Raw genomic sequence first — 25,692 nt, 5'->3', positions numbered from 1 at the left:
TTAACCCGCTTTTCTCACCATGGTTCGTAGCGAGGCGGTGGAGACGGGTATGGCTACAAGGCGTCGCGACCGAGGGCGACGCAGGCGTAGTTTACACTACGTCGAGGAGCCCGACCGAGCGCAACGCAGTAGACATGGCCGTATCCGCCGCCGCAGCAGAAGCATGGTGAGAAAAGCGGGTTAACCCGCCGGGAATTGCAGGGGTGGTACAGACTCTCCCGGTGTCGACTTTCGGCAGATCATCTTTCTTTCCAACGACCTGATTATTTTAATGTTTTACCCCCAAGCTATTTTTTTAGCCAATCTGTAACCAATCTGTAACCTCCCAGGGTCCATCCTGTCGATAATGCGATGCGTTGTCCGCGTGCCGTCATGTTTTAACCCGCCGCCGATCCGGAAACCACCCGGACATACGCGGTCGCATAGAGGGGCCGGGAATAATCACCCCTCCCCCGGCCCCTGAACGAGGGTATCGATTTATCACATAAGAAGGTGCTTATGCATCGGGATCATATCGGGGAAAACAACCTGACGCCGGTACTTTTGATCTGCGTTTCCTGCTCCAGGCGGCAGGTCGTTCATATACCTGAATGGCGGTGCGTCACGAAGGAAATCCACATGGAATGCATGGAATGCCAGGAGAGCGTACCGGCGATCCGTGATCGATCGTTTAAAAACGCGCCGGTAATTTCTCCGGCAGGCAGCAGCAGGAAAGGAGGAAGATGAAAATGAGGGGAAGAGCGAGAATCAAATTCCGGTTCGTATTCGCATCCGGGCCCAGCGGGTCGAAGACCGAGTGCTTCCTTTGCGGACAATCGTTCCCAGTCAAGGGAGTTCGGATCGCCCTTCACGCAAAGGACGGTGAAAAAGTCCTTGCGGACGATGCTACTCCCATCTGCGCGGACTGCATTTTCTCCGGTCCCAAGCAGGTCGCCGAACGCGCGCGGCTGAACGCGCTCCGTTTCAGGGTGAAGGCTCCCAAAATGGGGGATTCGGACGAACAGGAACTTTACCTGTTGTCGGCCGATATCCTTGAAACCATCGCGTCGGTTCTCGAAAAAATGGAGGACTTTTCCCGGGTGGAGTCTTACCGCATGGCCGCGAAGGTGGCGGAAGCGTATATAAACTGACCTGCCTGCAAGACGTTCAGACCGAGATCACATCTCCTTCCGCCGGGAGGACGATGTCGATGCGCGTGAGGGCGCCTATTTCTTCCCGGATCTCCGGGTAAAATTGCGGCTTGAGGTGAACCGCGCAGATTTTCCCCGGTGGAATCCGCATCTTCGCGATCTCCTTCTCCAGGAGCGAGGGTGTCAGATGGCCGGTCGCCAAAGCCTTTTTTTTCAATCGGTTGGGGAATGAGGTTTCCACGATAAGGCATACGACATTGCGGCCTGCCATCTTCCTCCAAAACCGTTCCGTCGGCCCCGTGTCCCCGGCATAAGCGATCGCTTTCCTTCCCGCGTTTTCCGCTATGAACCCGTACGCCGGCACGGTGTGGCTGACTTTTTCCATCCAAACCCTGTACCTGCCGATCGCAGCGGCGCGCGACGGAGAAAGGGCGAAGTATCTCAGGACGGGGCGCCTGGTCGAGGGGATTCTGGTGAAGTCGGGCCAGATCCGATCGTTGAAGATGTTTTTCCGCAGGTCGTCGAGGACATCCCTGCCGCTGAAGATGGTGATCGTCTTTCCGGTGTTCGGGAATGCCATGTTGTCGAGAAGAAAAGGGATCCCCTTGATGTGATCGAAGTGGGCGTGGGTAATGAGGATCTCCCGGATGGCGCGCTGCTCGGCGATGGTCAGGGACACGCAGACGGTTCCCGCATCCAGGAGAATCCTTCCGTCGATCAGGAATGCCGGGCACCTGTGGCCGGGGACTTCGGAACCTGACGCGCCGAGCACCTTGATTTTCAATTTGCCTGCTCCCCCATCCCCGGATCCAGTGTATTGACTCGGCGGAACCCGTACAATATTCGATCGGATGGATTCAAGAATACTTTAAGGCGATTTCGGAGAACCCCAAGATGCGCTTAGGTAATTTATCATGATTAAGAGAGGTGGCGCATCCCGGCGGGTTTCGTTAACATTAAATGTTTTGAGGTGTTTTCCGTATCCGGAATAGGGGGGTGTCGATGAGGGAGCGTATCCGAAAGGGGATGCCCCTGCCGTCCATTATCATGGCCGTGCTTTTTGCCTTCGCGGGCTGTTCGGGAGGCGGAAGCACGAAAGCGGCTCCCGGCGCCCAGCCTGCGGCCGTTCCCGTCGTGGCGGCATCCGCCGTTGAGAGGGACGTGCCGGTCACGCTGCGGGTCATCGGGACCGCGGAAGCCTACTCGACGGTGACCGTGAAGACGATGGTGAACGGTGAAATCGTCAAAGTCGGCTTCAACGAAGGACAGGATGTGAAAAAAGGGGACCTGATCTTCGTCATCGATCAAAGGTCATACGAAGCGGCGCTCAAGACGGCCGAAGCCAATCTTGCCAGGGACATCGCCTTTAAGGAAAACGCGGAAAAAGACGTCAAGCGTTACGAGTACCTGATCGGGAAGGACCTTGTTCCCCGGCAGCAGTACGACCAGGTCGTGTCCAACGCCGCCGCGCTCGCCGCAACGGTCCATGCCGACAAGGCAGTCGTCGAAAACGCGCGTGTCCAGCTCGGATACTGCACAATACGGTCGCCCATCGACGGGCGGACAGGGGCGCTCTTCGCCAAGAAGGGAAACGTCGTCAAGGCGAACGACACGAGCCTCGTCACGATCAACCAGGTCGTGCCGATATACGTCACGTTTTCCGTGCCGGAGCAGTACCTTCCCGATATCAGGAAATACAGGGAAGCCCGTACGTTGAAGGTGGAGGCGGCCGCGCCGGATGAGGAAAAGTCCCCCGCGCAGGGTTCGCTCACGTTCATCGGCAACGCCGTGGACAACGCGACCGGCACGATCCAGCTCAAGGGCACGTTCCCCAACGCGGACCGCAGGCTGTGGCCGGGGCAGTTCGTCAACGTAGTGCTGACGCTGACCGTGAAGCCAAACGCCGTTCTCGTCCCGACCGCCGCGATCCAGACCGGCCAGAAGGGACAATATGTCTTCGTGGTGCGCGCCGACAATACCGCGGAGTCCCGCCCGGTCTCCACCGGCGATGCGATCGGCCGCGAGACCGTCGTCGAGAAGGGGGTCCAGGCGGGCGAGATCGTGGTGACGGACGGGCAGCTGCGCCTCGTTCCCGGCGCGCGTGTGGAACTCAAGTCGGGAAACGGCAAGTAAGAGGAAAGGATGGTGACCGAGCTTTTCATACGTCGTCCCGTGATGACGACCCTCGTGATGCTGGCCATCCTGCTTTTCGGCGTCATGGGGTACCGCCACCTGCCGGTGAGCGACCTTCCCAACGTGGATTTTCCGACGATCCTGGTTACGGCGAACCTGCCGGGGGCGAGCCCGGAGACGATGGCCTCGTCCGTGGCCACGCCGCTGGAAAAGCAGTTCTCCACGATCGCCGGGGTGGATACGATGAACTCCAGCAGCGGGCTGGGGCTCACCCAGATCACCATCACCTTCACGCTCGACCGGAACATTGACGCCGCCGCGCAGGACGTGCAGGCGATGATCACCAAGGCGGCCCCGCAGCTTCCTCCCGGCATGCCGACGCCGCCGTCCTATCAGAAGGTCAACCCGGCCGATCAACCCGTTCTTTACCTGGCCCTTCACTCGCCGACGCTTCCCCTTTCCACCGTGGACGAGTATGCGCAGACGTTCATCGCGCAAAGGATCTCCATGGTGTCCGGCGTCGCCCAGGTCCAGGTCTTCGGCACCCAGAAATATGCGGTCCGCGTGCGGGTCGACCCGAATGCCCTTGCCGCCCGCGGGATCGGGATCGACGAGGTCAAAGGCTCGATCGAGCAGGGGAACGTCAATCTTCCCACGGGTGTCCTTCAGGGGCCCCGGCAGGCCTTCACGGTGGAGACCGCCGGGCAGCTGATCAACGCCGCCGCGTACCGCCCCCTAATCGTGGCTTACCGGAACGGATCGCCCGTCCGGTTGCAGGACATCGGCAGAGTCGACGACGGCGTGGAGAACGACAAGGTGGCGAGCTGGTACAACGACACCCGCGCAATCGTGCTGGCCATCCAGCGCCAACCGGGGACCAACACGGTGGAGGTGGTGAACAGCATCCGCGCGCTTCTTCCCGTACTTCGCGAACAGATCCCCGCGTCAGTGGACCTGGCGATTCTGTACGACCGCTCCGCCTCGATCCGGGAATCGGTGACGGACGTCAAGTTCACCCTGTTCCTGGCCGTCTGTCTCGTGGTTCTGGTGATCTTCCTGTTTCTTCGGAACCTCTCGGCGACGATCATCCCAAGCCTCGCCCTGCCCTTTTCCATCGTCGGTACTTTTGCCGTCATGTACCTGTTCGGATACAGCCTGGACAACCTTTCCCTCATGGCTCTCACTCTTGCCGTCGGGTTCGTGGTGGACGACGCCATCGTCATGCTCGAGAACATCGTGCGGCACATGGAGGGAGGGAAGGGCGTGCTCGAAGCGGCCCTCGACGGGTCGAAGGAGATCGGGTTCACGATCCTTTCGATGACGCTGTCGCTCGCAGTCGTGTTCCTTCCCGTGCTGTTCATGGGAGGGGTCGTGGGAAGACTGCTCCACGAGTTCGCAGTGACGATCGGCGCCGCGATCCTCGTTTCCGGGGTCGTCTCGCTGACGCTTACGCCGATGCTGTGCAGCAGGTTTCTCAAGCCGCACGCGCAGGAAAGGCACGGCCGCCTTTACCAGGCATCGGAGAAGGCGTTCGACGCCATGGTGGCCGTATACGACCGTACGCTCACGTCGGTACTTCGGCACCGACTGGCGACTCTCCTCTTTTCCTTCTTGCTGCTGGGGGCTACGGTTTACCTTTTTATCGTGATTCCGAAAGGCTTCCTCCCGAACGAGGACACCGGCGCGATCTTCGGTTTCACCGAGGCGGCGCAGGGGATCTCTTTCGAGGACATGGCGCGCCACCAGCAGGCGGTCTCCGCCGTCGTGCGCGCCGAGCCGAGCGTCCGGTCTGCGATGTCCAGCATAGGGCCCAGCGGCCCGAACGTCGCCAGCAACTCCGGCCGGATATTCTTTATGCTAAAGCCCCGTGAGGAGCGGAAGGGCGCGGAGGAGATTCTGCAGGAATTGCGGCCGAAGCTCGCCGCCATCCCGGGCATCCGCGCCTTCCTTCAGATACTTCCTCCCATACGGATCGGCGGCCAGTTGACGAAGAGCCAGTACCAGCTCACGCTCCAGGGCCCGGACACCGACGATCTGTACCGGCTGGCGCCCGTGCTCGAGGGGAAGATGCGGGAGCTGAAAGGCCTTCAGGACGTTACGAGCGACCTTCAGATCGCGAATCCGCAGATTAATGTTTCGATCGACCGGGACAGGGCGAGGGCGTTGGGGTTGTCCGCGCAGCAGATAGAAGACGCGCTTTTCAGTTCCTACGGCTCCCGCCAGATCTCCACTATCTTCACTCCTACGAACACCTACAAGGTCATCCTGGAACTGGACCCCCGCTTCCAGGAAGAACCCGCTGCCTTGTCCCGCCTTTACGTGCGTTCATCCGCCGGCGCGCTGGTTCCGCTCGCCGCGGTGACGAAAAGGAACCCTGGTCTCGGCCCCTTGCTGGTCAACCACCTCGGGCAGCTGCCTTCCGTGACCATATCATTCAACCTGAAGGCCGGCGTCGCTCTCGGCGAAGCCGTGGAAGCGGTGGGCAAGCTTTCCCGCGCCACGCTCCCGCCGACGATCAGCACCAGTTTCCAGGGGACGGCGCAGGCCTTCCAGGCTTCCTTCAAGGGATTGGGAATCCTTCTCCTGATGGCCATCCTGGTCATCTACATCGTCCTTGGGATCCTGTATGAAAGCTACATACATCCATTGACGATCCTGTCCGGCCTCCCGTCCGCCGGGCTCGGGGCGCTGCTTGCTCTAATGATCTTCGGCATGGACCTGAACCTCTACGGTTTCGTCGGGGTGATAATGCTTGTGGGGATAGTGAAGAAGAACGCCATCATGATGATCGACTTCGCGCTGGATGCCGAGAGGAAAGAGGGGATGGGCCCGCAGGAGGCGATCCACCAGGGATGCCTCGTCCGGTTCCGGCCGATCATGATGACCACGATGTCGGCCCTGATGGCGACGCTTCCGATCGCCGTCGGTTACGGGGCCGGGGCGGAAGCACGCCGCCCGATGGGAATCGCCGTGGTGGGCGGGCTGATCTTCTCCCAGCTGATCACCCTGTACCTGACGCCGGTGGTCTATGTCTACATGGACAAATTGCAGGCATATACACGCAAAAGAAAAGGCCTGTCAAGTCCGGCATAGCGGGACGCCCTCCTGCACTTATGCGCCCATGGACGGCACCTGCATCCGCACCGCAGCACAAGACCGGGGAGAAATGAGGGTTGTATACCGGTCCGTGAGGCGGGTGGTCCCGACGGTCAGGCGCTCTTCCTGATTTTCGAGATGGCGGTGTCGACCGCCTTCTTCAGATCGACCAGGGATTCTTCTACTGCCGATTTGAATTTTCCCCAGTTATCCGCTCCCGCTTCCCGCAGATCCTGTATACGCTCCCGTGCCACTTCCTGTTTCTTGCGCAGCACCTTGATCTGCTCGACGTAAATAGCCTTCGCATCGGTCTCCACCTTGTCGGCCTTTACCTTGAGCTTCTCTATCTCCCTGTCCCAACCCTCGAGTTTTTCCTCGATTTTTTTCAGGTACGCGTTTCTCACCATTTATTCAACGCCTCCTTCCTTTCCATGAGATTTGTCGTCTTGAGCGGAAGTTTCGTCTTTCGGAACGGGGCCTTTACGGGTGTTGCTAATGATTTGCGATGGACTTCCGATAAGCCTTATGGCAACTTCGAATCGAATGTAATCCATCGGGGGGAGATTGTGTTGAAGGCAGGAGTCAGGGATTCGAGCGCCGTAAAGGATCTTGCCGTCCTGTTCGTGTGTTCTTTTTTAGTGTATGCCTTTGCGATCCTCTTCGACGTCTTCGACGCAATGGAAAAATGGGCCGAGGGGCAAGGCCTTTCGAGGCTCCACTTGCAGGAGTTGATCACGATACTGGTAATGATGGGCATCGCGACGTCGATCTTCTTCGTCCGCAGGTACAGGGAATTTCACGAGGAACTCAAGGAACGGAAAGAGTCGGAGACGATCCTCCGGGAAAGCAGGAACAAGGCGCTTCTGCAATACAAGGAATTGGACCGGCTGTTCCGGCAGGTCGAGGTCGTGAAGAACGAGTGGGAGCAGATGATGGACTGCGCCGGAGGGATGGTGGTCCTGGTCGGCGTCGACGGCAAGATCAATCGCTGCAACCGGGTATTCAAGGATTTCGCCGGGGGAACGTACACGGAGATCCGGGGGAAGAATTTCACGGACCTGATGGACGAGATGGGGATCGATGCGAGAAACCTCGAGGGACGAACCCTGGAAGCGTACTCGGCGGCCAAGATAAAGTGGCTGGAGCTCAAGTCCTACACGTACAAGGACATCATGACGGGCGACATCGCCGGTGCGGTGATCGTCATACACGATTTGACGGAGCTGAAAAACATTCCCGAAGCTCTTCGGTAGCCTAAACCGGTAACTACTTAGTGCTGCATTTCATAATTACACCTGCATTCGAGCGCCGCTGCATCCGCCCCGGCTTCGTTGCGCTCCTTGCGGCGTACCTGAAAGTACGCCTCAGTCGCGCGCCTTGCCGGGACGGCGCATCGACGCTCTCGGTGCCGGCTTGAAAACAAATACGTCGCCGTAATTATGAAGTGCAGCACTTAGCGATCGTTTTCCCCGAGGCCGCGCAGGATTCCCAGCGCTCCTTCAGCGAATACCGGGTCCAGGTAATCGAACACCGGTCTCCCCTCAAGGTCCCGGGCCGCCAGTTCGTCGCTGTAGACGAGCACGATGTCCGCGGCGAGTCCCTCCGCCGTTAATTGTCGCGTCAGCAAGGACAGGTTTGGCTGCCGGACCTTGTTGGCGACGACTTTCACCTTCCCGATTCCGAGTTCGCGGACCATCCCCAGGATGCGCTTCGCCGTTTCCACCGACCGCATCCCGGGCTCGACGACGATCAGAAGGAGGTCGAGCCCTTCGACTGCCGACCTGCCGAACGCCTCGAGCCCCGCCTCGAGGTCGAGCACGACCGACTCCTCCTTTTGCAGCGCGATCTGCCGCAGGAGCGCTTTCACGAAGGCGGTCTGTGGGCAGAAGCATCCTTCTCCAGCGGACTCGATGGTGCCTACGGGAAGAAGGGAGACGCGGTCCGTAACTTTCAGCGCATGGGATTCGATCAGATCGACGACGTTCGGATTAAGGAGAAACATTCCCCCCGGCTCCCCGGTAGCCCCGGTGCGTTCTGCGACGAGTTCACTCCTGTGAACGAGCGGAAATGCCGCAGCGAGCGGGATACCCAAAGCGTTTGCAAGGTTGGGGTCGGAGTCGAGATCTACGAGCAATACCCTGCCGCCGTCGTCCGACAGGATCTTGGCAAGCAGCGCCGAAACGGTGGTCTTTCCGGAGCCGCCTTTTCCTGCGACCGCGATCTTCAGGCCCATTGATGGCTTCGGGCCGCGAGAAGAGGGGCAAGCCCCATGTCCGGCCTGCCACGGAACAGGTCGCGCAAGTCCTCCGGAGAGAACTTTTTGAGGACAGCGGGAACGAGCCCCCTCAGGTCATCCGGATCCCCGACGAACTGGATTCCGACGACCGTATGCCCTTCGACGGTTGCGCGAGCGAAGCTCCTGCCGATCCGGAAGTCGGCCTGCTCCGTTCCGTCGATGTCCCCGATCCGCGCGGCGATGATGGGATCAAGCTTCACCACGTTTCCGATGAAGGAAGGCGGGCAGAGCGTCTTTTCCCCGGCGATGTTCCTCGCGGCGATCTCTCCCTGCAACCTGGCGTTCTGTACGAGCTGGCCGGCTTCCTGCTTTCCGGTTACCGTCTCGAAACGGACGACATCGCCGGCTGCGAAGATGCCCGGGAAGGATGTTTCCATCCTGCGATCGACGGCGAGCCCTTCACCTTCTGCCGGTCCGTCTTCCATGAAGAGAGTGTTCGGCATGACGCCCGTCGCGATCACGAGTACGTCCCAGGGAAGGACCGTGCCGTCCGACAGCCTGACCTCCTGCGCGCCGCCTGCGTCCGCCGCGATGCTCTCGATGCGCGCCCCCGTGCAGATCCTCAAGTGGCGCCGCTCCCGAAGGACCGGATGGAGCCGCGCCGCCACGTCCGCCTGAAGCATCGTGGCCAGGATTTCCTCCCCGATCTCCACGACGGTGACGGTGACTCCACGGTCCTTCAATGCCTCGGCGAGGAGCATTCCGACCCTCCCGGCGCCGACGATGACGATTCGGGATGCTCCCTGGAGCAGGAATTTCTTAAGCATCAATGCGTCGAGAAGCCGCTTCATCAGCAGGACTTTGGCGCACCTGTCGGAGAGCCCGTCAAGATTCCCCGGAACGTAAGGTATCGCCCCCGCGGCAACCAACGCCTTGTCGTACGATATCGTCTCTCCGGTGGAGAGGCGCGCGGTCCTGTTTTTCGTCGAAAGCGATACGACCCTGTCGCCGGGCCGGAAGTCTATCTTCATCTCCGCGTACTCACCCGGGCGCGTGAGGGAAAGATCCGCGGCGTCCTTTTTCCCCGCGGCCAGCTCCGGAAGAAGATGAGGAATATAGGCTGGGCATTTTTCCGCCGACGTCATCGTTACGGAAATGCCCTTCTTCGACGCAAGAGTCCTGGCGGCCGCAAGACCCGCATACCCGTTCCCGACTATCAGGACGCGCTCCATTACCCTCCCCTCGCTTCCATATCCCGCGCAGCCTTCAAACCCGGGCGAGGCCGAGGGACTGCCGCTTCGCCCGGATGTGCGCGATGATTCCGGCGGCCGCTTTCTCCGGGTTCGTTTCGACGAGCGCTTTCCCCCCGTTGATCCCGGGCAGTTTCGAGGTTAGGAGCTCGACGGCGAACGGGCTGCCGAACACCCGGGGCGGCGGCGCCATGTGGACCAGGATCCCCGCCGCGAGGAAGAAGCTGCCGATCGAGATGGCCTTCTCCGTGATGAACTCGGGCGCGGATCCTGCGACCGGGAGCTGGCTGATCTCGATGTCCAGCCTTCCTGCAAGGGCCGCCAGCAGATCGTAGATGCGGGAGTTGTCGACGCACGAACCCATGTGTAAAACCGGCGGTAGCGGGGCGCCGAGCCCCGCTGCTTTTCCCAACGCAGCAAGCACGCCACCGAGACGTTTCCCGGCGTACTTTTCCGTGGCTTCGGAGGTAATAAACCCTGCCTGCGCCAGGATATGATTCGCGCAACCCGTCGTGACCACGAGCACGTCGTTCCGCAGCAGCTCCGCGACCATCCTTTCCGTCATCTGCGACTGCCGCAGCTTCGGGTTGGGACACCCCACGACCCCCACGGCGCCCAGGATGTCGCCCGAGGCGACCGCGTTCACGACCGGCGCCAGCGGATCGTCCGCGTCGACGGCGGAAAGTACTGAGACGAGGGCCTCGACCGAAATGCCCGTCAGCATCTTCGAGCTCGCCTTCGGAATGCAGGTTTCGATGCCCCCCGCCTTCCGATCGTGGAATGCCGCGATTCCGTGCCGCAGGATTTCCTGTGCCTGGGCATCGGCGGTTTCCGTCCTGAAGTCTACGTGAATCGCATCAGGGTTACGGACGAAGGGAGCCGTCGTGATGAACCTCGTCTTGTAGCATTTCGCGATGGTGGCGAGGCTCGGCCAGATGCACTGCATGTCCACGACCATGGCGTCGATCGCCCCGGTGGTCAGAAAAAGTTCCGCCTGTGCAAGATGGCCGGCATAAGAGGCCCCGAACCGGACGGCGAGCTCGTTGCCTATGCAGCACACGCCCGCCACGTTGATGCGGTCCGCCCCTGCGGCCTTCGCCTCGCTTTCCAGCTTGTCCGCCCACTCCACCAGTTTCGAGGCCATGATCGGGTTATGCCCGTGGCAGGCGATGTTGACGGAGCCGTCCTTGATCACCGCATAGTTGGCGGAAACCACCTTCGGCGAAGGGGTTCCGAAGATAATGTCGGAGATGTCCGTCGCGAGCATCAACCCGGCGAAATTGTCCACCATGCCCATGCGCAGGGTGGCGATCCAAAGGTTGAGGGGATCGGCGTCGTTTCCCATCGAGGTGCGGTGCATGGCGACCTCGATTTCGTTGTGGGGGTTGGAGACGATCAGCCCCAGCTTTTCCCACTTCTCGTATTCCTTTTTCGAGGTACGGCCCCGGATCCAGTTCATCGGCTTTCCGTCCTGCCTGCCGAAGTCCTCGATCGCCTTCCGCGCAAGGTCGGCGGCGATGGCTTCGGGCGGCCTGCCGTCGACCGCGACGCCGAGGCGGGCCGCGACCGACAGGAGCTTCGCCTCGTCGCGGATAAGGTAACCCGGCGCTTTCCCTTCCGCGACCTCCAGCAGCAGGATGGCCAGCTCCCGTGCGTGGCCCGCGTGGGATGAAGCCCCGCCGACCGCGGCCCTAAGGAAGTTCCGGGCGACGATCACGTCGGCGTTCGCGCCGCAGACGCCCAGTTTCGGCCCGCCTTCGAAGGGGTCGATCCGGCAGGGGCCGAGGTAGCACTGGACGCAGCACGTTCCCAGTTCTCCGAATCCGCATTGGGGCATCATCTTTTTCAGCCGGTCGGTCCCCAGCGGAATATTTTCCTTTTCGGCCTTCCCGACAAGTTCAATGTCGCCCGGATTCGCGTAATCCGTCCGTCCGGTCTTCTCAGCCATTTCCCATCTCCTTCCGCATCTCGAGGATTCGTTCGAGTGAGGATCGTTCCCGGGCAGCGGCGGCGGCCGCCTGGGCAAGTGCGGCCGTCTCCCGCGCGGCGGTGTCGAGGATCTTTTTCGCAGCGATTTCGTCGAAATCGGCGAACGAAAGCGCCTTGGTCGGGCATCCGGACACGCAGGCGGGATCGAGCCCGTCCCGCAGCCGGTCCCTGCACCCGTCGCATTTGTGCGCCTTTTTCCTGTCGAAGGAAAGGCGGACCGCGCCGTAGGGACAGACGAGCAGGCAGGTGAAGCAGCCGATGCACTTTTCCTCCCGCACCTGCACCGTGCCGTCTGCGGCGTCTTCCTCGACGGCCCCGACGGGGCAGGCAAGAAGGCAAGGCGCGTTTTCGCAGTGGACGCACCGCACGGGGACGTTCAGCCCAGGCGTCCAGGAGACCTTGACCCTGGAGAGGCTCGGCGGCGATTCGAAAATCGCGGAGAAGATGTCGCCGGAAAGCGAGTGGGCGATGGAGCATTGAAGCTCGCATGTCCGGCAAGCTGTGCATTTCCGCGGATCGAGGGCGACTTTTTTCATTCGAACTCCCCCCTGGCCAGCATTTCTCTCCGTGCTTCCGCTGCGGCTCCGGTTACGGGAATGCGGGTCGATCGCCGGGATGGCGAATCGTCACCCCGGAAATGTCGGATGTATTAGATGGTCGCAGCACGGTGTGCCGCTGTCAAACGTATTGAAGGGACGCGCCGGAACGCCATGGCGCATTTCCGTTTCCATTGCGGGGAAAGCGGGTCAGATCAGGTCTTCCGCCTGTGGCTCGGACGTCATGTATATCAGGAACATCACGAGGAAAAGAGAGTAGACCAACGAGCCGGATACGGCGAGCAGCCCGCCCAGGGGATAAATTTCCCCCAGCTTGAGAAGGGTGGCGCCGGCGACGGCAAACCCCAGCATGGGGAGCACCCACCGGTTAAGGTACCGTCCGAGGTCCGTCACCTGGGAGAGCAGTGGATTCGATGCCTGCTTGTTTATGATCGCGAAGAGCTGAACCGCGACGCCTTCTATAAGGATTAATCCGGTAAGAATCGCCAGCAGCATGTAGATTCTCATTGCCCGCCTCCGCGCCTCTTTGTATACAGTATACAATACCCCGAGCCCCTTCGAGGCTCGAACTTCCCTGATGTCTTAACGGAAAAAGAAAGGGAAAAATTTAATCCGGCATGAAAAAAAAATCAAAACCGATTCTATTGCCCAAAACCTTTTAGCCGGAATGCCCTTCCTCCCTTTTTCCCGCCGTCTTTCGTTCTTTGATTGCGCCGGGACGGGAATGGTTCCCTGCCGCCGCATTTTTCTTTTCCGCAGGAAAGCAGGCGGAAAATCCGGGACCCTGCATCTTAACTGGGGGATTCGAAGGAAAAGGGGGCGGAAAATGCCGAGGAACCTGCCGTTGGGGAACGGAAGCCTGCTGGTCAACTTCGATTCCCTGTACCGTATCCGGGACATCTACTTTCCCCATGTCGGGAAGGAGAATCACGCTCAAGGGCATCCCTTCCGGTTCGGAATATGGGTGGACGGGAATTTTCGATGGATCGACGATCCCGGGTGGGTGCGCGACCTGAGGTACGGGACCGATACCCTCGTGACCCTCGTAAGCCTTTACCACCCGGAGCTCGAGATCGGTATCGAGTGCTCGGATGCGGTCGACATGGCGGTGAATCTCCTCGTCCGGCGGTTCGAGGTCCACGAACTCTCGGGGCGCCCACGGGAAGCGCGGCTCTTTTTCCATCACGATTTCCATATACTGGAAAACCCTGTGGGGGATACCGCGTACTACGAGCCGCAGCGCCGCTGCCTGATCCATTACAAGGGAATGCGCTGGTTCCTGGTCAACGGGGCGAAGTGGAACGGCCGTCCGCCGGGCGTTGTCGAGGGAGGCGAAGGGAACGGTATTACCGGAATGGAGGTGGGGATCGACCAGTGGGCGACCGGCGTCAAGGAGTTCCAGGGAAAAGAGGGGACCTGGAAGGATGCCGAGGACGGGACGCTCGAGGGGAACCCGATCGCCCAGGGATCTGTGGATTCCACTATCGCGCTCCATTTGCGCACCGCGCCGAACGCTCCCGCCGTTATCCATTACTGGATGGCGGCGGGAACCTCCTTCGACGAAGTGGCGGAGATCAACCGGAACGTTCGAAGGCGCGGCCCCGACGATTTCCTCGGCAGGACCCGCGCCTACTGGGAACTTTGGGCCGACAAATCGGAGTGGGATTTCGGCGGGATCCCGGCGGAGATCGCCGCCTGCTTCCGCCGCAGCCTGTTGATCCTCCGCACGCAAATAGACAACGGCGGCGGGATCACGGCGGCCAACGACCATGACATCACCCGGTTTGCCCGTGACACTTACAGCTACGTCTGGCCGCGCGACGGGGCCCTGACCGCGTACGCGCTGGACCTGTCGGACCACTTCCAGGCTACCCAGGCCTTCTTCGATTTCTGCCACCGCGTAATAACGAAGGAAGGGTATTTTCTCCACAAGTACAACACGGACGGATCGCTTGCCAGCTCCTGGCACCCCTGGCAGGGGAAGGACGGGAAGCAGCTTCCGATACAGGAGGACGAAACGGGATTGGTTCTCTGGGCGTTATGGAAACACGTGGACCGGTTCAGGGACGTCGAGTGGATGAAGGACAAGTACCGGGGGCTGGTCGTGCGGGCGGCGAACTGGATGTCGGATTATCGGGACCCCGCGACCGGACTGCCGCTCCCGAGCTACGACCTTTGGGAGGAGCGATACGGGGTGCACGCGTTCACCGTCGCGGCGGTGTGGGCGGGGCTTGTCGCGGCGTCGCGTTTCGCCTACAGGTTCAACGAGGGGCACCTGGCGCGGAAATGGAAGGGGGCCGCCGACGCGATCCGCGCAGCGGCGGACCGGCATCTGTACCGGCCGGAGGCCGGACGGTTCGCCCGTACCGTATCGCCGGGCAGCGGCGAGGGGGGTGTCGGCGCCGATCCGACCCTGGACGCGAGCCTCTACGGCCTGTGGTATTTCGGGATGTATCCGCCGGACGACCCGAGAATCGTGCGCACGATGGAGGCGATGCGGGAGCGTCTCTGGATCAGGACCGAAGTGGGAGGGCTGGCGCGCTACGAGAACGACGGCTACTTCCGGGAGAGCGGAGATATCGAACGCGTTCCGGGGAACCCGTGGTTCGTCTGCACCCTCTGGCTTGCGCAGTGGCGCATAGCGCTTGCGAAAAACGAAGAGGACCTGAAACCCGCCCTCGACATCCTTTCTTGGGTCGCCGCCCGCGCTCTCCCGAGCGGCGTGCTCGCCGAACAGGTCCACCCTTTTACCGGCGCCCCGCTGTCGGTTTCCCCCCTCACCTGGAGCCACGCGTCTTTCGTCGCCGCGTTCCTCGAATACGCGGAGAAGCTTGCCCTCATGAAATCCTGCCCCTCCTGCGGTCTTTCCCCGCGCCTTCGCCGCTCCGACGCGGTGAATCCTTGATCGGTCTGTTTCCCCCGGGAACGGGATTATCGGTACAATGGTCGGAAAAAATCCGGGAGGGCCGTCAACCGTGCTGCTGCCGTACAAAGGGGTCGTTCCCGCGTGCCATCCCACTGTCTTCGTGGCGCAGGGGGCGATGGTCATCGGAGACGTGGAGATCGGAGAAGAGTCCAGCGTCTGGTTCAACACCGTCATCCGGGGGGACATCCGCCGGATCCGGATCGGGAAGCGGACCAACGTGCAGGACAACTGCACGCTGCACGTGACGAGCGTCCATTCGGTGGAGGTCGGCGATTCCGTGACGTTCGGGCACGGGGTCGTGGCGCACGGCTGCGTCATAGAGGACTTCAGCCTGATCGGGATAGGCGCGGTCGTGCTGGACGGTGCGGTGATCGGAACCGGGAGCGTGATCGGTGCCGGGGCGGTCGTTCCGCCGCGCATGGTCGTCCCCCCTCATTCCCTTGTGATGGGAGTCCCCGGGAAGGTGGTCAAGACCCTTGCGCCGGAATCGGCCGTGGCGAACCGCATTACGGCGGATCACTACGTGGAGTACGCGCTGACCTACAGGAAAGGATAGGGTGGAGAGATGGGGAGGATCGAGGAGATCTGGAACGGGGACAGGCTGATCCGGGATTTCGGGATGAAATTGCTGGAGGCCCGCGAGGGATACGCGAAAGTGTCGGTGGCGGTTGAGGAGCGGTTTTTGAACGCCCACGACATCGGGCACGGGACGCTGCTCTTCGCGGTCGCGGACGCCGCGTTCGCGCTGTCGGTCAATTCCGTGGTCGACGCGGTCGGCGTCCAATGGAGCCTGAATATCATACGGGCGGCGAAGAAGGGAGAGACGATCGTCGGCGAGTCCCGCGTATTCCACCAGGGGAAGCAGTCGATGGTCTGCGAGCTTACCGTCACGGGAGAAAACGGCCGGGTCCTTCTGCGCGGCCAGTCGACGGCGATGCCGGTGTCCCGAACGGCCTACGCTTCACGCACCCCCGCAGTGAAACCGGCGTAACCCTTCCATAATCGAATTTTCATTCGGCCCCTTCGGGGGACGGGGAAGGAGGATCCGTGAATATCGGAAGAAGGATCTTCCTGCGCACCCTTGCGGCCGCTTCCCCCGTCTTCGGAATGCTCCGCAGCGCGCAGGGCTACGAGGGCTCCGCGAAAGACGCAGGGAAGAAGTTCGGTCGCGGCACTGATGGGAATCCCTTCACGCGCGGCGGCAAATCCCTCGTGTCGGCCGTGGGGGGGAAGGACCTTCCGGCAATGGTGCGGAAGGCGGTCTCGCTGATCGGAGGATTCGAGCCGCTTGCGCTTCGGGGGAAGAGCGTTCTCGTGAAACCTAACGTCGTCGGATCCAACGGGCATCCGACGACCACAAATCCCGCGGTCGTGGCGGCGGTGGTCGGTGCGATCCATGATGCGGGCGCAGGCAAGGTCCTTGTCGGCGACATGTCCGCCCTGATCCGGGGCTCTACGGCGAAGAACATGGAGAAGACGGGGATACTCGCGGCCGCGCGGGGCGCCGGTGCGGAGCCCGTCTTTTTCGAGGACCACAAATGGGTGAACGTGAAGGTGGACGGGAAGTACCTGAAAGAAGTTTCGGTCTCGGAATGGATCTTCAAGGTCGACAGGGTCGTCAACCTCCCCGTCATCAAGACCCACGAGTACGCCGGCTATTCCATTTGTCTCAAGAATTTCGTCGGCGCCACCCACTTGAGCCAGCGGCCGTACCTCGTAAACCCGCTGCGCTGGGAAGAAGTTGTGACGGAGCTGAATCTGGCCTGGCGCCCGGACCTGAACATCGCCGACGGCACGAAGGTCATGGTGGAAGGCGGGCCTTGGGAAGGCAGGGCGGAAGAGGCCGATCTTCTCCTGGCGAGCGGCGACCGGGTAGCCTGTGACGTCGTCGGACTTGCCATAATCAAGAGCTTCGGCCGTTGGGAGCGCCTTCTTGCCTCATCACCGTGGAAGATGGGACAGGTGAGAAGGGCCGTGGAACTGCGTCTTGGAGCGGGCAGCCCGGGCGAAATGGAGCTTCTCACCGAATCCCTCGACGGAGATCCCGCCTTCAACGTGCTCATGCAAAAGGTAAAGCCCTTCATCGAATCCGTTTAACCATAGCCGAATATTTACCTGAAACGCATACTTCGTCTCCGGGAACGAATCGATTCCGGAATCATCGAATATAAATCATCACGCTGCGGATCCGCTCGCCTGGCGGCGCGACTTTGCCCATGTTGCGGAGCGAGGGAATGAAAAGGCGTCCCCGGATTGGCGTCATAAAGGACTGAATGGAGGATAAGATGAACAGGATCATTCTTGCCGTTCTGGCCGCGGGGCTTCTTTTCGCGGCTTGCGCAGTGGCTCCCGGGCATTATGGCGCAGAGGTCGTTATCGCGCCCCCTCTCCCGACGATCGTCGTGCTGGAAGACTCTACTTACTACTATCACGACGGCTATCACTATCATTACCGCGGCAATTCCTGGTACTACTCCACTTCGAGGGGCGGCCCCTGGAAGGATCTGCCGAAAGACCGCTATCCGAAAGAGACCAGGTTCAAGGGCAAGGAAAAGCATGACGGAAATGACAAGGGGGAAAAACGGGAGCACGAAAAACACCATCGCTGAATTTGTGTCCGGTCATCGGATGGACCGACCGGAAAAGGACAGCATGAATCCGTCCCTGCGGTGAAAATCCGGGCGGGAATTCGGGTGCGCCAATGCCCAGTGGACGGTTTCGCCCGTCACGGGTTTGACGATGGCGGCGACACCCGCCGCGATGGAGTTGTCGGCGGGGATGATCAGGCCGATGTCGAGGTCGACCGAGAGCCGAAGAGCATCCGTTTCCCTGCGAACATGGAACGGCAGCGACGAATATGACGTCTCGTCCCGCATGCCCGTCCTGCAGGATTCGAATCGATAGACGTTCCAGTCCCCGCCCGGTGAAAAATTGAATTCCCAGTAGCGTTCGGAGTCGGTAAGCGCAAGAAAAAGCTCAAGGCAGGTTCCCTTCCAGAGCCGGTCCTTTCTCGCCGGAAACGGTTGAGGGGCGGCCAGGGCGAGTTCCGATATTTTCCCGAAGAGATCGTAGCGAACGGACAATCGGTTCATTCGCCGTTCGACGAAGCCCGTTATCCTTACACCCGGCAAATATTCCTTTCCCGGAAACGGTATCAGGGAAAACTTCCGCAGGCCCATTGTCCGTCACGGTTCGTAAAGAAGGTGACGTGTGCGCCTCTTCGCGAACGCCCGTTCTTCGCTGCTCCACGCCGCCGCAAGCTCCTGCCATCCCCGGCCGCGTTCGATAGCTTCCCGTTCGCGGGCCGAGCCGCACAACAGGTCGAATGCAGGAATGCGTTCCACGAACTCGTATGGCTCGGTACGCCATCGGAAGCGCCCATTGTTCTGGGCCCTGGCCGCGGCGATGCATGCCATGCCAGTGCGGAAAGGGCGGAACGTCCCGCGGTCCGTGACGACGACTTCGGCGCCGTTGCACCGGGTTCCGGCGTGTTTATCCCAGGTCGGTACGAAACTGGCGGGCCTGAAAGCCGCCCCCGGAAGGCGTTCCGTTGAAAGCGCTTCCGCCAGCAGGCAGGAATCGAGCCACGGAGCCCCGAACAGCTCGAACGGCCGCGTGGTGCCGCGGCCCTCGCTCAGGTTGGTTCCCTCGAGGAGGCACATCCCGGGGTAGACGAGGGCCGTTTCCGGCGTCGGCATGTTGGGGGACGGGAATACCCACGGGAGCCCGGTGTCGCGCTGGTGCATCCCCCGGCGCCAACCGCGGCACGGGATCACCGCGAGTTCGAGGGAAAGACCTCTTTCCTCCCGGTACATTCGGGCAAGTTCACCCACGGTGAGTCCGTGGCGGACGGCGACGTCATGCACCCCGCAGAAGCTTTCGAAGCCGGGGCTCAATCGCGGTCCCTCCACGGCGATTCCGCCGATGGGGTTCGGCCGGTCGAGCACGAAAAAGGCGAGCTTCGCGCGTGAGGCGGCTTCCATGCAGAACAGCATCGTGGCCTGGTAAGTGTAGTAGCGCGCTCCGACGTCCTGGATGTCGAAAACGAGCGCGTCGAGCCCGCGCAGCTTGCGATCGTCCGGCCGAAGCGATTCGGCGTCCTTTCCATAGAGCGAGTGGACCGGGACTCCCGTCCGGTTGTCGCGTTCGTTTCCGACCGCGGCCATGTACTGGACGTCGCCGCGGACGCCGTGCTCAGGCCCGAACAGGGCGGCGAGACGCACACCTTTCGCGGCATGGAAAAGGTCGGCGGCGTGGCGCAGTCGCCGGTCCACGGAGGTGGGATTGCAGACGAGTCCGACCGCAAGCCCCCGCAGGGGGCCGAAGCGCTTCCCGACGAGAACGTCGAGACCCGATTCCATCGTCCGGGCCGGCAGGGTCTATCGCCCCATCGCCCGCTCCAGCGCCGCGACGGAGACGCTGTAGTCGTAAAGGGCGTCGATCATGTCGGTGTCGGCACGCGCCATCTGCACCTGGGCGTCTATCATTTCGATAATGTCCCCTGCACCCACTTCGTACCGGGCGGTGGCCAGCCGCAGGTTCTCCCCGGAGGCTTCTTTCTCCTTGCGGCGGGCGTCGGTGCGTTCGGCGGCGGCACGGACCGAGAGGGCGGCCTGCTCGACCTCGAGGAATACCTGCCTGCGGAAGTCGGTCACCGCGAAGTTCGCCGAGGAAAGCTGCGCCCGGGCTTCCGCCACCTGTTGCCGGGTGAGAAATCCGGAAAAAACCGGAACGGAGAGCAGCACGGAAACGTTGTAGTTCTGTTCCAGGGGCGGGTCCTCGGCCGCGTACCCGTAGCCTGCGCCCCCCGTAAGGATCGGGTTGTATCCGGCGCTTGCGGTGCGCAGATTCAGGTATGCCGCCCGTTCCTTCTCGATGAGGGCGCGGAGCTCCGGACGGCGATCCTCGGCCTCCTTGACCCACTCGTCGAGCGTGCCGGGCAGGGATTCGGCTGCGAGAGTGTCCTTGATCCCGAAGTCCCGAGGCCCGTCGATCCCCATCCGGTTCAGGAGGGTGATCCGGGCGACCCGGAGATCGTTCTCGGCGGACGTCAGTTCCGCCCTGGCCTGAAACAGGTTCGCCTCCGCCCTGGCGACGTCGATCCGCGCGCGGATTCCCGCCTGGTAATAAGCCTGGGCCTGGCGGAGCAGGGTTTCCCGCTGCTTCAGTGTTTCCTTCTCCACCGCGACGATCCGCTGCGCCCGCAGGATGTTGAAATAGGCCACCTTGGCGGCGAAGCCGACCTCCGCGCGGACCGATCTTCCCGTTTCCTTCGTGGACGACAGCAGGGCTCCCGCCCGATCGACTGCAGCCCCGGTGCGTCCGAAGTCGGTGATGATCTGCGAGAGGTTTCCCTGGACGAATCCCGAGGAGGTGGTAAGGTTTCGCTGCGACAATGATGAAAAGCTGCGGCTGCGCGAATAACCCGTTGAAAGTCCGATCGCCGGATAGTATGCCGATTCCGCCTGGCCTTTTCGCGCTCCAGCCGCCCGGATCTCCGCGTCGGCCTGGCTTACGAGGGGATGGCGTTCCAGGGAGATGCGCACGACTTCGTCGAGATTCCAGACGGTGTTATCGGCGAAAGAGGGGGAACACAGGCATGAAAGCAGCGCAAATCCGACGGCAGCCGCCGGGATTTTCCATCGGTTCGCCAAGGATTTCCCCTTTCATGCCGATTCGCAGTTCGATTGGGAGAGGATAATAGAAAGCGCCCGGACCGGTGTCAAGTGCCGGCCAGGGCGCACCATCTCCCTCTTGTCGTTCGCGCAGGAAGCGGGACCGCAGCGAAATCAGCGCTTAGCCCGCCTCCACCAGTATCTTCTCCCGCCCGCAGACCTTCGGTTTCTCGGCGGCGAGGAAGTCGCTCACTTTCATCCGGACGATGTCCCTGTGGGTCCCCGCCGTGAAGGCGATCTCGTCGTTCTCCGTCATTTCCTGGGGCACCAGGACGGGAACGCCGTAGAGCGATCCGAAAATCGGCATCGCACCCAGGTCGCAGTCCGGAAAGAGGGGCGAAAACTCCGCCTCGCTCGACAGGCGGGCCTTCTTCGCCTCCAGGCACCGCTGCAGTCGGCCTAGGTCGACGCGCTCCGTAGCGGGAACCACGGCCATCCAGATCTTCCCGTCGACATTCACCAGGACCGACTTGGCGAACGACCGGCCTGGCACGTGTGCCGCCTGGGCCGACTGCTGCGCGGTGAACGCCTCGGGATGCGTGATGGCCGCGTAGGGAACGTTTCGTTCCTGGAAAAACCGTGCCAGCTTTTCCGGGATGCCCATAGGGATCCTCCCGCCGCCGTCAAGCGGCTTCCTTCGCCAGTTGTACGAAACGGTCCCACGGGGTCGCTACCCAGGTTTCCGTCACGCCGTGGCCGAAAGACCGGACCAGCAGCGCGACCTTGGTCGCGGCTTCCCCGTCGGGTGCCTCGAATATATCGACGTAATCGTAAGGACCCAGCACCGAGTAGCTTCCGATCCACTTCACCTGGGGACAGGATTTGTGGATCTTCTCGGCGACCTTCTTTTCCAGTTTTTCCACGAATTTCGGTTCGCTTACGGCCTCGGGCGCGAGGCGGGTCAGCATGATGAAAGTTGCCATTTTCGTTCTCCTCCTTTTCGGGGATGGCTCGCTCCGCCTTGTTCGGGCGCGCGGCCTTGTGGAGGAGTGGATGGACGACGGGCCGGTCGAGTTTCAAGTATAGCGCAAACGGCGGCCGGTCAAAAGCGCGCCGGTGGTCAGTGGCCGGCTGGGGGAGGATCCTGCTGGTGGGCAGGGCGGCGGAGCAGGAGGACCAGCGGAAGAACGCAAGCCATAAGGACGGAGAGGACGAGAAAAGTGTCGTTGAACCCCATGGCGGTGGCCTGCCGGATCGCCTGGCCGTAGATCCTTCTGACGACCGTGGCTTCTGCGGCGCCTGCAGGGATACCCCGGCCGGCAACCAGCCCCTTTCCCCATTCGATGCCGGCCTGGAACGTACTGTCGAACCAGGTGAGATGCTCCGCCAGGTGGCTCTGGTGGACCTGTGCGCGCCGGACGAACATCGTCGTCACGAAAGCCACGCCGATGGATCCGCCCAAATTTCGCAGAAGGTTGTAGATGGAGGTGGCGTTTCCCATCTGCGGGCGCGGGATGGAAGAAAGCGTGAGGGTGGTGAGCGGAATGAACATGAAACCCATTCCTATCCCAAGGTAGATTCTCGGCCACATGAGCGAGGAGAAGTCCGCCCCGAGACTGAAGCGGGACATCGCCCAGGTGGAAAAGGCGCAAACCGCGATCCCGAAGGCAAGCAGGTATTTCGGGTTGCGCTTGACGATAAGTTTCCCCACGATCGGCATCACGAGAAGCGTGGCCACTCCGCCCGGTGAAAGTACCAGCCCCGCCAGGGTCGCGGTGTAGCCCATGAGGATCTGCGCATAGAGCGGCAGCAGCACGATGCTTCCGAACAGGTTGAAGAACGCGATGAGCATCACGACGTTTCCCGTGCTGAACGTCACGTTCCTGAATGCGCGCAGGTCGACGATGGGGTGCTCCGCGTAATACAGCTCGACGATGACGAAAAGCGCGAGAGAAAGAACCGACACCGCCGCAAGGACGAGGATGAAGTCGGACTGGAGCCAGTCTTCCCGCTGCCCCTTGTCCAGTATGACCTGCAGTGCGCCGATCCCGAGGGTCAGAAGGGCGATCCCCCAAACGTCGACCTTCGCCTTTTCCGTCCGCTTCACGTAGTGCGGGTCGTGGATGAACAGGCTCACCATGAAAACGGCAAGCAGTCCGATCGGGATGTTGACGTAGAAGATCCATCGCCACGACATGGTGTCGGTGATGTAGCCTCCCATGACTGGGCCTACGATCGGGCCGAACATGATTCCTATTCCGAAGATTGCCATCGCCATCCCGTGTTCCCTCGGCGGGAACGATTCGAGGAGAATCGCCTGGGAGAGCGGCTGGAGCGCGCCCCCGCCGATCCCCTGGAGGACGCGGAAGAATACAAGCATCCCAAGGCTCGTGGAAGCGCCGCACATAAGGGAGGCAAGGGTGAACAGGGTTATGGAGAATATCAGGTATCGCTTTCGCCCGAAGGTGCGGGCAAGCCAACCGGTCATGGGAATGACGATGGCGTTTGAGACAAGGTAGGAAGTCAGGACCCAGGCCGCTTCGTCTATTCCGGCCGACAGCGAGCCGCGAATGTGGTCGAGCGAGACGTTCGCCACGCTGGTGTCGATGATCTCGATCAGTGTGGGGAGCATCACGGTGACGGCGACGATCCACTTGCTCTCCCGGATCGCGCCGACCGCGTTGCCGAGCCGGTTTCCACCGTTCATCGGCTTATCGTACGAGCACCGTGGGTTCGACGGACATCCCTATCCGCAGTATGCGGTCGGGGTCCTCGTTCCTGTCGAGCACTATCTTCACCGGCACCCGCTGGACGACCTTGACGTAATTCCCGGTGGCGTTCTCAGGCGGGAAAAGGGAGAAGGCGGAGCCGGTTCCCGCCATGATGCTTTCCACCTTCCCCCGGAACTCCTTGCCGGGGTAAGTGTCCACGCGGATGCTGGCTGCAAGTCCGGGCCTGATCTTGCCGACCTGCGTCTCCTTATAGTTGGCCACGACCCAAACGTCGGAAAGCGCAGCGACCGCCAGCAGCCACTGGCCGGCGGCGACGACCTGCCCCGGCTCAACGTTCTTTCGCGTCACGAAGCCGTCCGCCGGCGAGACGATATCCGCATACCCCCTGTTCAGCTTCGCCTCCGCGAGCGACGATTTCTTCAGGCGTGCATCCGCCTCACGCTGGCCTGCCTTGGCCTCCTTCTGGCCCACGACCGCTTTCCTCTGTGCGACCGTCGCCTCCTGGGCCCGGACGGCGGAATTCGCCAGTCGAAGTTCTTCCCTGGCAACGTCTAACTGAGCCTTCGCCACCTCGAAGTCCGTATGCGCCTTTTCGTTCCTTTCCCTGCTGATGGAATGCCGTTCGAAAAGGTTTTTCGCCCGCTCCGCGTCCCGTTGCGCCTGGGCGAGCCGAGCTTCGGCGAGCGCCAATCTTGCCCGTGCGGCATCGACCGCCGCTATCCGCTGTGCAAGCTGCGCCTGTCCCGCCGCGTGATCCTCACGCGCGGCCCTGGCCTCCGAACGGGCGGAGGCATGTTCCTCCACGGCTGCTGAAAGGGCCGCCTCGGCTGCGCCCACCCTTACTTCGTAAGGCTCGGCGTCGATCCGGACAAGCGCCTGCCCTTTCTTCACCGGCTGGTTGTCGGCGACGAGAACCGCGGATACCGTCCCCTGTATCCGGGAAGCGACGGGGTGTATCCTGCCCTCCACGAAGGCGTCGTCCGTAGTTATGTGCGTCTGGCGGTACCACCAGTAGAACACGCCGGACGCTATCGTAGCTACGGTGGCCACGACGAAGATTGCCGTCGCCACCTTCCTTCTCGACGTTATCGGGGCCTTGTCGTTGCCGCCGTTCGCTCCCTCTCCCATTCCCTCGCTCCTGGCCCGCATTTCTCACCATGCTTCTGCTGCGTCGGCGGATACGGGCATGTCTACTGCATTGCGCTCGGTCGGGACGCCTTGTAGCCATACCCGTCTCCACCGCCTCGCTACGAATCCTGGTGAGAAGTGCGGGCTTGCCGGACATGGCGGTTGTCCGCTAATTCTAAACCATTACGGAACCGGGGACGAACCTTATGGATTACGGGTAGTGGGTCAGTTTGAAATATATTTTTTAGAGTATACCCGATGATGCTCCAAGGCATTGGGTTGGCATGGTTTTTTGCGCGGGGAATGCTTGACGGCTCTGGCATGGTGCGGGAGAATGGGGCACCACCTTGTTTTGAGGCTACGTCGTGCAACAACCTTGGCCAACAATTGAAAGGTTTCTCCTTAGCCCCTATACGGCATTCTTTGCAATGCTTTTCTTTGGGGCACTTGCACTCATTGGAAAATTTAGCGTGACCGGCGCGGTTGTTCTTCTCTTTCTCGCTTGGGGTATAGGATGCCTCGGGGTAGCACGATCTGGCATCAGAGTGGGTTTGAAATTCGCTTCCTGCCTTCTTTTGGGAGTTTTTATGGGGGGAGTAGGCTACTGGGCTGTTCCTACTCCAACAACATCTATTCCCGCACATGGCCCTGACGCAACTCCACAGAGCCAACAAGAACCGGCAACACAAGAAAAACCACCAGGCAATAAATCCACCATACACCAACAACCCAAGGAAACCCTATCGCACCCCGTTACCCTGGAGTTGACCCGCTTTCGTGGACACTATAATCCTTTGAGGAGGAGGTGTCCGTCATGCCGAAATCACGCCCGCCGTATCCCCCGGAATTCAAGCGTCGGATGGTCGAATTGGTCCGCGCCGGGAGAACCCCCGAGGAACT

Annotated in this window: 23 protein-coding genes; 9 read left to right on the top strand and 14 right to left on the bottom strand. The window is 61.4% G+C overall.

What is annotated here, in order from left to right:
* Window positions 1-728 precede the first annotated feature (728 nt).
* Window positions 729-1,130: a hypothetical protein gene (locus HY896_11420; protein MBI5576959.1), complete on the top strand. Its 402-nt coding sequence runs from the start codon at window positions 729-731 to the stop codon at window positions 1,128-1,130.
* A gap of 16 nt (window positions 1,131-1,146) precedes the next feature.
* Here HY896_11420 and HY896_11415 read toward each other — a convergent pair whose 3' ends face one another.
* Complete coding sequence (locus HY896_11415; protein ID MBI5576958.1) at window positions 1,147-1,914, bottom strand: 3',5'-cyclic-nucleotide phosphodiesterase; 768 nt, start codon at window positions 1,912-1,914, stop codon at window positions 1,147-1,149.
* A gap of 242 nt (window positions 1,915-2,156) precedes the next feature.
* Here HY896_11415 and HY896_11410 point away from each other — a divergent pair, with 242 nt between their 5' ends.
* A complete protein-coding gene (locus tag HY896_11410; protein MBI5576957.1) occupies window positions 2,157-3,263 on the top strand; it encodes an efflux RND transporter periplasmic adaptor subunit in 1,107 nt (368 codons plus the stop codon).
* Between the two features lie 9 nt (window positions 3,264-3,272).
* Window positions 3,273-6,356 carry an efflux RND transporter permease subunit gene (locus HY896_11405; protein ID MBI5576956.1) on the top strand — a complete coding sequence of 1,028 codons (3,084 nt, stop codon included), beginning with the start codon at window positions 3,273-3,275 and terminating at the stop codon, window positions 6,354-6,356.
* 116 nt (window positions 6,357-6,472) lie between these two features.
* Here HY896_11405 and HY896_11400 read toward each other — a convergent pair whose 3' ends face one another.
* Entirely contained in the window at window positions 6,473-6,766 is a 294-nt protein-coding gene (locus HY896_11400) for a hypothetical protein (protein MBI5576955.1), read from the bottom strand.
* A 162-nt stretch (window positions 6,767-6,928) separates the two neighbouring features.
* Between HY896_11400 and HY896_11395 the strand changes: the two genes are divergently transcribed.
* Window positions 6,929-7,612 carry a PAS domain-containing protein gene (locus tag HY896_11395; protein MBI5576954.1) on the top strand — a complete coding sequence of 228 codons (684 nt, stop codon included), beginning with the start codon at window positions 6,929-6,931 and terminating at the stop codon, window positions 7,610-7,612.
* A gap of 200 nt (window positions 7,613-7,812) precedes the next feature.
* On the opposite strand, the gene HY896_11390 is transcribed toward HY896_11395, so the two are convergent.
* The 5 genes from HY896_11390 to HY896_11370 form a co-directional block, all read right to left on the bottom strand.
* Window positions 7,813-8,592: an AAA family ATPase gene (locus tag HY896_11390; protein ID MBI5576953.1), complete on the bottom strand. Its 780-nt coding sequence runs from the start codon at window positions 8,590-8,592 to the stop codon at window positions 7,813-7,815.
* Window positions 8,583-9,827 (bottom strand): FAD-dependent oxidoreductase, encoded by a 1,245-nt coding sequence (locus HY896_11385; protein MBI5576952.1) that lies wholly within the window; start codon window positions 9,825-9,827, stop codon window positions 8,583-8,585. The genes HY896_11390 and HY896_11385 overlap by 10 nt, the downstream gene beginning before the upstream one ends.
* Window positions 9,828-9,861: 34 nt before the next feature.
* Window positions 9,862-11,793: an anaerobic carbon-monoxide dehydrogenase catalytic subunit gene (cooS, locus tag HY896_11380; protein ID MBI5576951.1), complete on the bottom strand. Its 1,932-nt coding sequence runs from the start codon at window positions 11,791-11,793 to the stop codon at window positions 9,862-9,864.
* Window positions 11,786-12,370, bottom strand: a complete 585-nt coding sequence (locus HY896_11375; protein ID MBI5576950.1) for a 4Fe-4S dicluster domain-containing protein — start codon at window positions 12,368-12,370, stop codon at window positions 11,786-11,788. Before HY896_11375 ends, cooS begins: the two co-directional genes overlap by 8 nt.
* Window positions 12,371-12,580: 210 nt before the next feature.
* Window positions 12,581-12,898: a hypothetical protein gene (locus HY896_11370; protein ID MBI5576949.1), complete on the bottom strand. Its 318-nt coding sequence runs from the start codon at window positions 12,896-12,898 to the stop codon at window positions 12,581-12,583.
* A 319-nt stretch (window positions 12,899-13,217) separates the two neighbouring features.
* Between HY896_11370 and HY896_11365 the strand changes: the two genes are divergently transcribed.
* The 5 genes from HY896_11365 (at window position 13,218) to HY896_11345 (ending at window position 17,926) form a co-directional block, all read left to right on the top strand.
* Window positions 13,218-15,296, top strand: a complete 2,079-nt coding sequence (locus tag HY896_11365; GenBank protein ID MBI5576948.1) for a glycoside hydrolase family 15 protein — start codon at window positions 13,218-13,220, stop codon at window positions 15,294-15,296.
* A gap of 37 nt (window positions 15,297-15,333) precedes the next feature.
* On the top strand, window positions 15,334-15,873 hold the full coding sequence (locus tag HY896_11360; GenBank protein ID MBI5576947.1) for a gamma carbonic anhydrase family protein: 540 nt from the start codon (window positions 15,334-15,336) through the stop codon (window positions 15,871-15,873).
* A 9-nt stretch (window positions 15,874-15,882) separates the two neighbouring features.
* Window positions 15,883-16,308 (top strand): hotdog fold thioesterase, encoded by a 426-nt coding sequence (locus tag HY896_11355; protein MBI5576946.1) that lies wholly within the window; start codon window positions 15,883-15,885, stop codon window positions 16,306-16,308.
* Window positions 16,309-16,364: 56 nt separating this feature from the next.
* A complete protein-coding gene (locus tag HY896_11350) occupies window positions 16,365-17,414 on the top strand; it encodes a DUF362 domain-containing protein (protein ID MBI5576945.1) in 1,050 nt (349 codons plus the stop codon).
* 176 nt (window positions 17,415-17,590) lie between these two features.
* Window positions 17,591-17,926 (top strand): hypothetical protein, encoded by a 336-nt coding sequence (locus tag HY896_11345; protein ID MBI5576944.1) that lies wholly within the window; start codon window positions 17,591-17,593, stop codon window positions 17,924-17,926.
* A gap of 12 nt (window positions 17,927-17,938) precedes the next feature.
* On the opposite strand, the gene HY896_11340 is transcribed toward HY896_11345, so the two are convergent.
* The 7 genes from HY896_11340 to HY896_11310 all read right to left on the bottom strand — a co-directional run bounded on the left by HY896_11340 (window position 17,939) and on the right by HY896_11310 (window position 24,792).
* A complete protein-coding gene (locus tag HY896_11340; protein ID MBI5576943.1) occupies window positions 17,939-18,409 on the bottom strand; it encodes a DOMON-like domain-containing protein in 471 nt (156 codons plus the stop codon).
* A gap of 93 nt (window positions 18,410-18,502) precedes the next feature.
* Entirely contained in the window at window positions 18,503-19,678 is a 1,176-nt protein-coding gene (locus tag HY896_11335; protein ID MBI5576942.1) for a DUF1343 domain-containing protein, read from the bottom strand.
* An 18-nt stretch (window positions 19,679-19,696) separates the two neighbouring features.
* Window positions 19,697-20,971: a TolC family protein gene (locus HY896_11330; GenBank protein ID MBI5576941.1), complete on the bottom strand. Its 1,275-nt coding sequence runs from the start codon at window positions 20,969-20,971 to the stop codon at window positions 19,697-19,699.
* Between the two features lie 142 nt (window positions 20,972-21,113).
* Window positions 21,114-21,596 carry a YbaK/EbsC family protein gene (locus tag HY896_11325; GenBank protein MBI5576940.1) on the bottom strand — a complete coding sequence of 161 codons (483 nt, stop codon included), beginning with the start codon at window positions 21,594-21,596 and terminating at the stop codon, window positions 21,114-21,116.
* Between the two features lie 19 nt (window positions 21,597-21,615).
* The gene (locus tag HY896_11320; GenBank protein ID MBI5576939.1) at window positions 21,616-21,915 is read right to left on the bottom strand and encodes a GYD domain-containing protein; all 300 of its coding nucleotides are present in this window, start codon (window positions 21,913-21,915) and stop codon (window positions 21,616-21,618) included.
* A gap of 137 nt (window positions 21,916-22,052) precedes the next feature.
* Window positions 22,053-23,639 (bottom strand): DHA2 family efflux MFS transporter permease subunit, encoded by a 1,587-nt coding sequence (locus HY896_11315; GenBank protein MBI5576938.1) that lies wholly within the window; start codon window positions 23,637-23,639, stop codon window positions 22,053-22,055.
* Between the two features lie 4 nt (window positions 23,640-23,643).
* Window positions 23,644-24,792 carry an HlyD family secretion protein gene (locus HY896_11310; protein MBI5576937.1) on the bottom strand — a complete coding sequence of 383 codons (1,149 nt, stop codon included), beginning with the start codon at window positions 24,790-24,792 and terminating at the stop codon, window positions 23,644-23,646.
* Between the last annotated feature and the right edge of the window lie 900 nt (window positions 24,793-25,692).

The organism is Deltaproteobacteria bacterium, from assembly GCA_016218975.1.
GTDB lineage: Bacteria > Desulfobacterota > Deferrimicrobia > Deferrimicrobiales > Deferrimicrobiaceae > JAENIX01.
This window is presented reverse-complemented; position numbering and strand designations above follow the sequence as displayed.

What these genes read in the sequence shown, in the direction of transcription:
- HY896_11420 (MBI5576959.1), top strand. Translation starts at nt 729, where the DNA reads ATGAGGGGAAGAGCGAGAATCAAATTCCGGTTCGTATTCGCATCCGGG.
- HY896_11410 (MBI5576957.1), top strand. Translation starts at nt 2,157, where the DNA reads ATGCCCCTGCCGTCCATTATCATGGCCGTGCTTTTTGCCTTCGCGGGC.
- HY896_11405 (MBI5576956.1), top strand. Translation starts at nt 3,273, where the DNA reads ATGGTGACCGAGCTTTTCATACGTCGTCCCGTGATGACGACCCTCGTG.
- HY896_11400 (MBI5576955.1), bottom strand. Translation starts at nt 6,766, where the DNA reads ATGGTGAGAAACGCGTACCTGAAAAAAATCGAGGAAAAACTCGAGGGT.
- HY896_11390 (MBI5576953.1), bottom strand. Translation starts at nt 8,592, where the DNA reads ATGGGCCTGAAGATCGCGGTCGCAGGAAAAGGCGGCTCCGGAAAGACC.
- HY896_11385 (MBI5576952.1), bottom strand. Translation starts at nt 9,827, where the DNA reads ATGGAGCGCGTCCTGATAGTCGGGAACGGGTATGCGGGTCTTGCGGCC.
- cooS (MBI5576951.1), bottom strand. Translation starts at nt 11,793, where the DNA reads ATGGCTGAGAAGACCGGACGGACGGATTACGCGAATCCGGGCGACATT.
- HY896_11375 (MBI5576950.1), bottom strand. Translation starts at nt 12,370, where the DNA reads ATGAAAAAAGTCGCCCTCGATCCGCGGAAATGCACAGCTTGCCGGACA.
- HY896_11370 (MBI5576949.1), bottom strand. Translation starts at nt 12,898, where the DNA reads ATGAGAATCTACATGCTGCTGGCGATTCTTACCGGATTAATCCTTATA.
- HY896_11365 (MBI5576948.1), top strand. Translation starts at nt 13,218, where the DNA reads ATGCCGAGGAACCTGCCGTTGGGGAACGGAAGCCTGCTGGTCAACTTC.
- HY896_11360 (MBI5576947.1), top strand. Translation starts at nt 15,334, where the DNA reads ATGGTCGGAAAAAATCCGGGAGGGCCGTCAACCGTGCTGCTGCCGTAC.
- HY896_11355 (MBI5576946.1), top strand. Translation starts at nt 15,883, where the DNA reads ATGGGGAGGATCGAGGAGATCTGGAACGGGGACAGGCTGATCCGGGAT.
- HY896_11345 (MBI5576944.1), top strand. Translation starts at nt 17,591, where the DNA reads ATGGAGGATAAGATGAACAGGATCATTCTTGCCGTTCTGGCCGCGGGG.
- HY896_11340 (MBI5576943.1), bottom strand. Translation starts at nt 18,409, where the DNA reads ATGAACCGATTGTCCGTTCGCTACGATCTCTTCGGGAAAATATCGGAA.
- HY896_11335 (MBI5576942.1), bottom strand. Translation starts at nt 19,678, where the DNA reads ATGGAATCGGGTCTCGACGTTCTCGTCGGGAAGCGCTTCGGCCCCCTG.
- HY896_11325 (MBI5576940.1), bottom strand. Translation starts at nt 21,596, where the DNA reads ATGGGCATCCCGGAAAAGCTGGCACGGTTTTTCCAGGAACGAAACGTT.
- HY896_11320 (MBI5576939.1), bottom strand. Translation starts at nt 21,915, where the DNA reads ATGGCAACTTTCATCATGCTGACCCGCCTCGCGCCCGAGGCCGTAAGC.
- HY896_11315 (MBI5576938.1), bottom strand. Translation starts at nt 23,639, where the DNA reads ATGAACGGTGGAAACCGGCTCGGCAACGCGGTCGGCGCGATCCGGGAG.
- HY896_11310 (MBI5576937.1), bottom strand. Translation starts at nt 24,792, where the DNA reads ATGGGAGAGGGAGCGAACGGCGGCAACGACAAGGCCCCGATAACGTCG.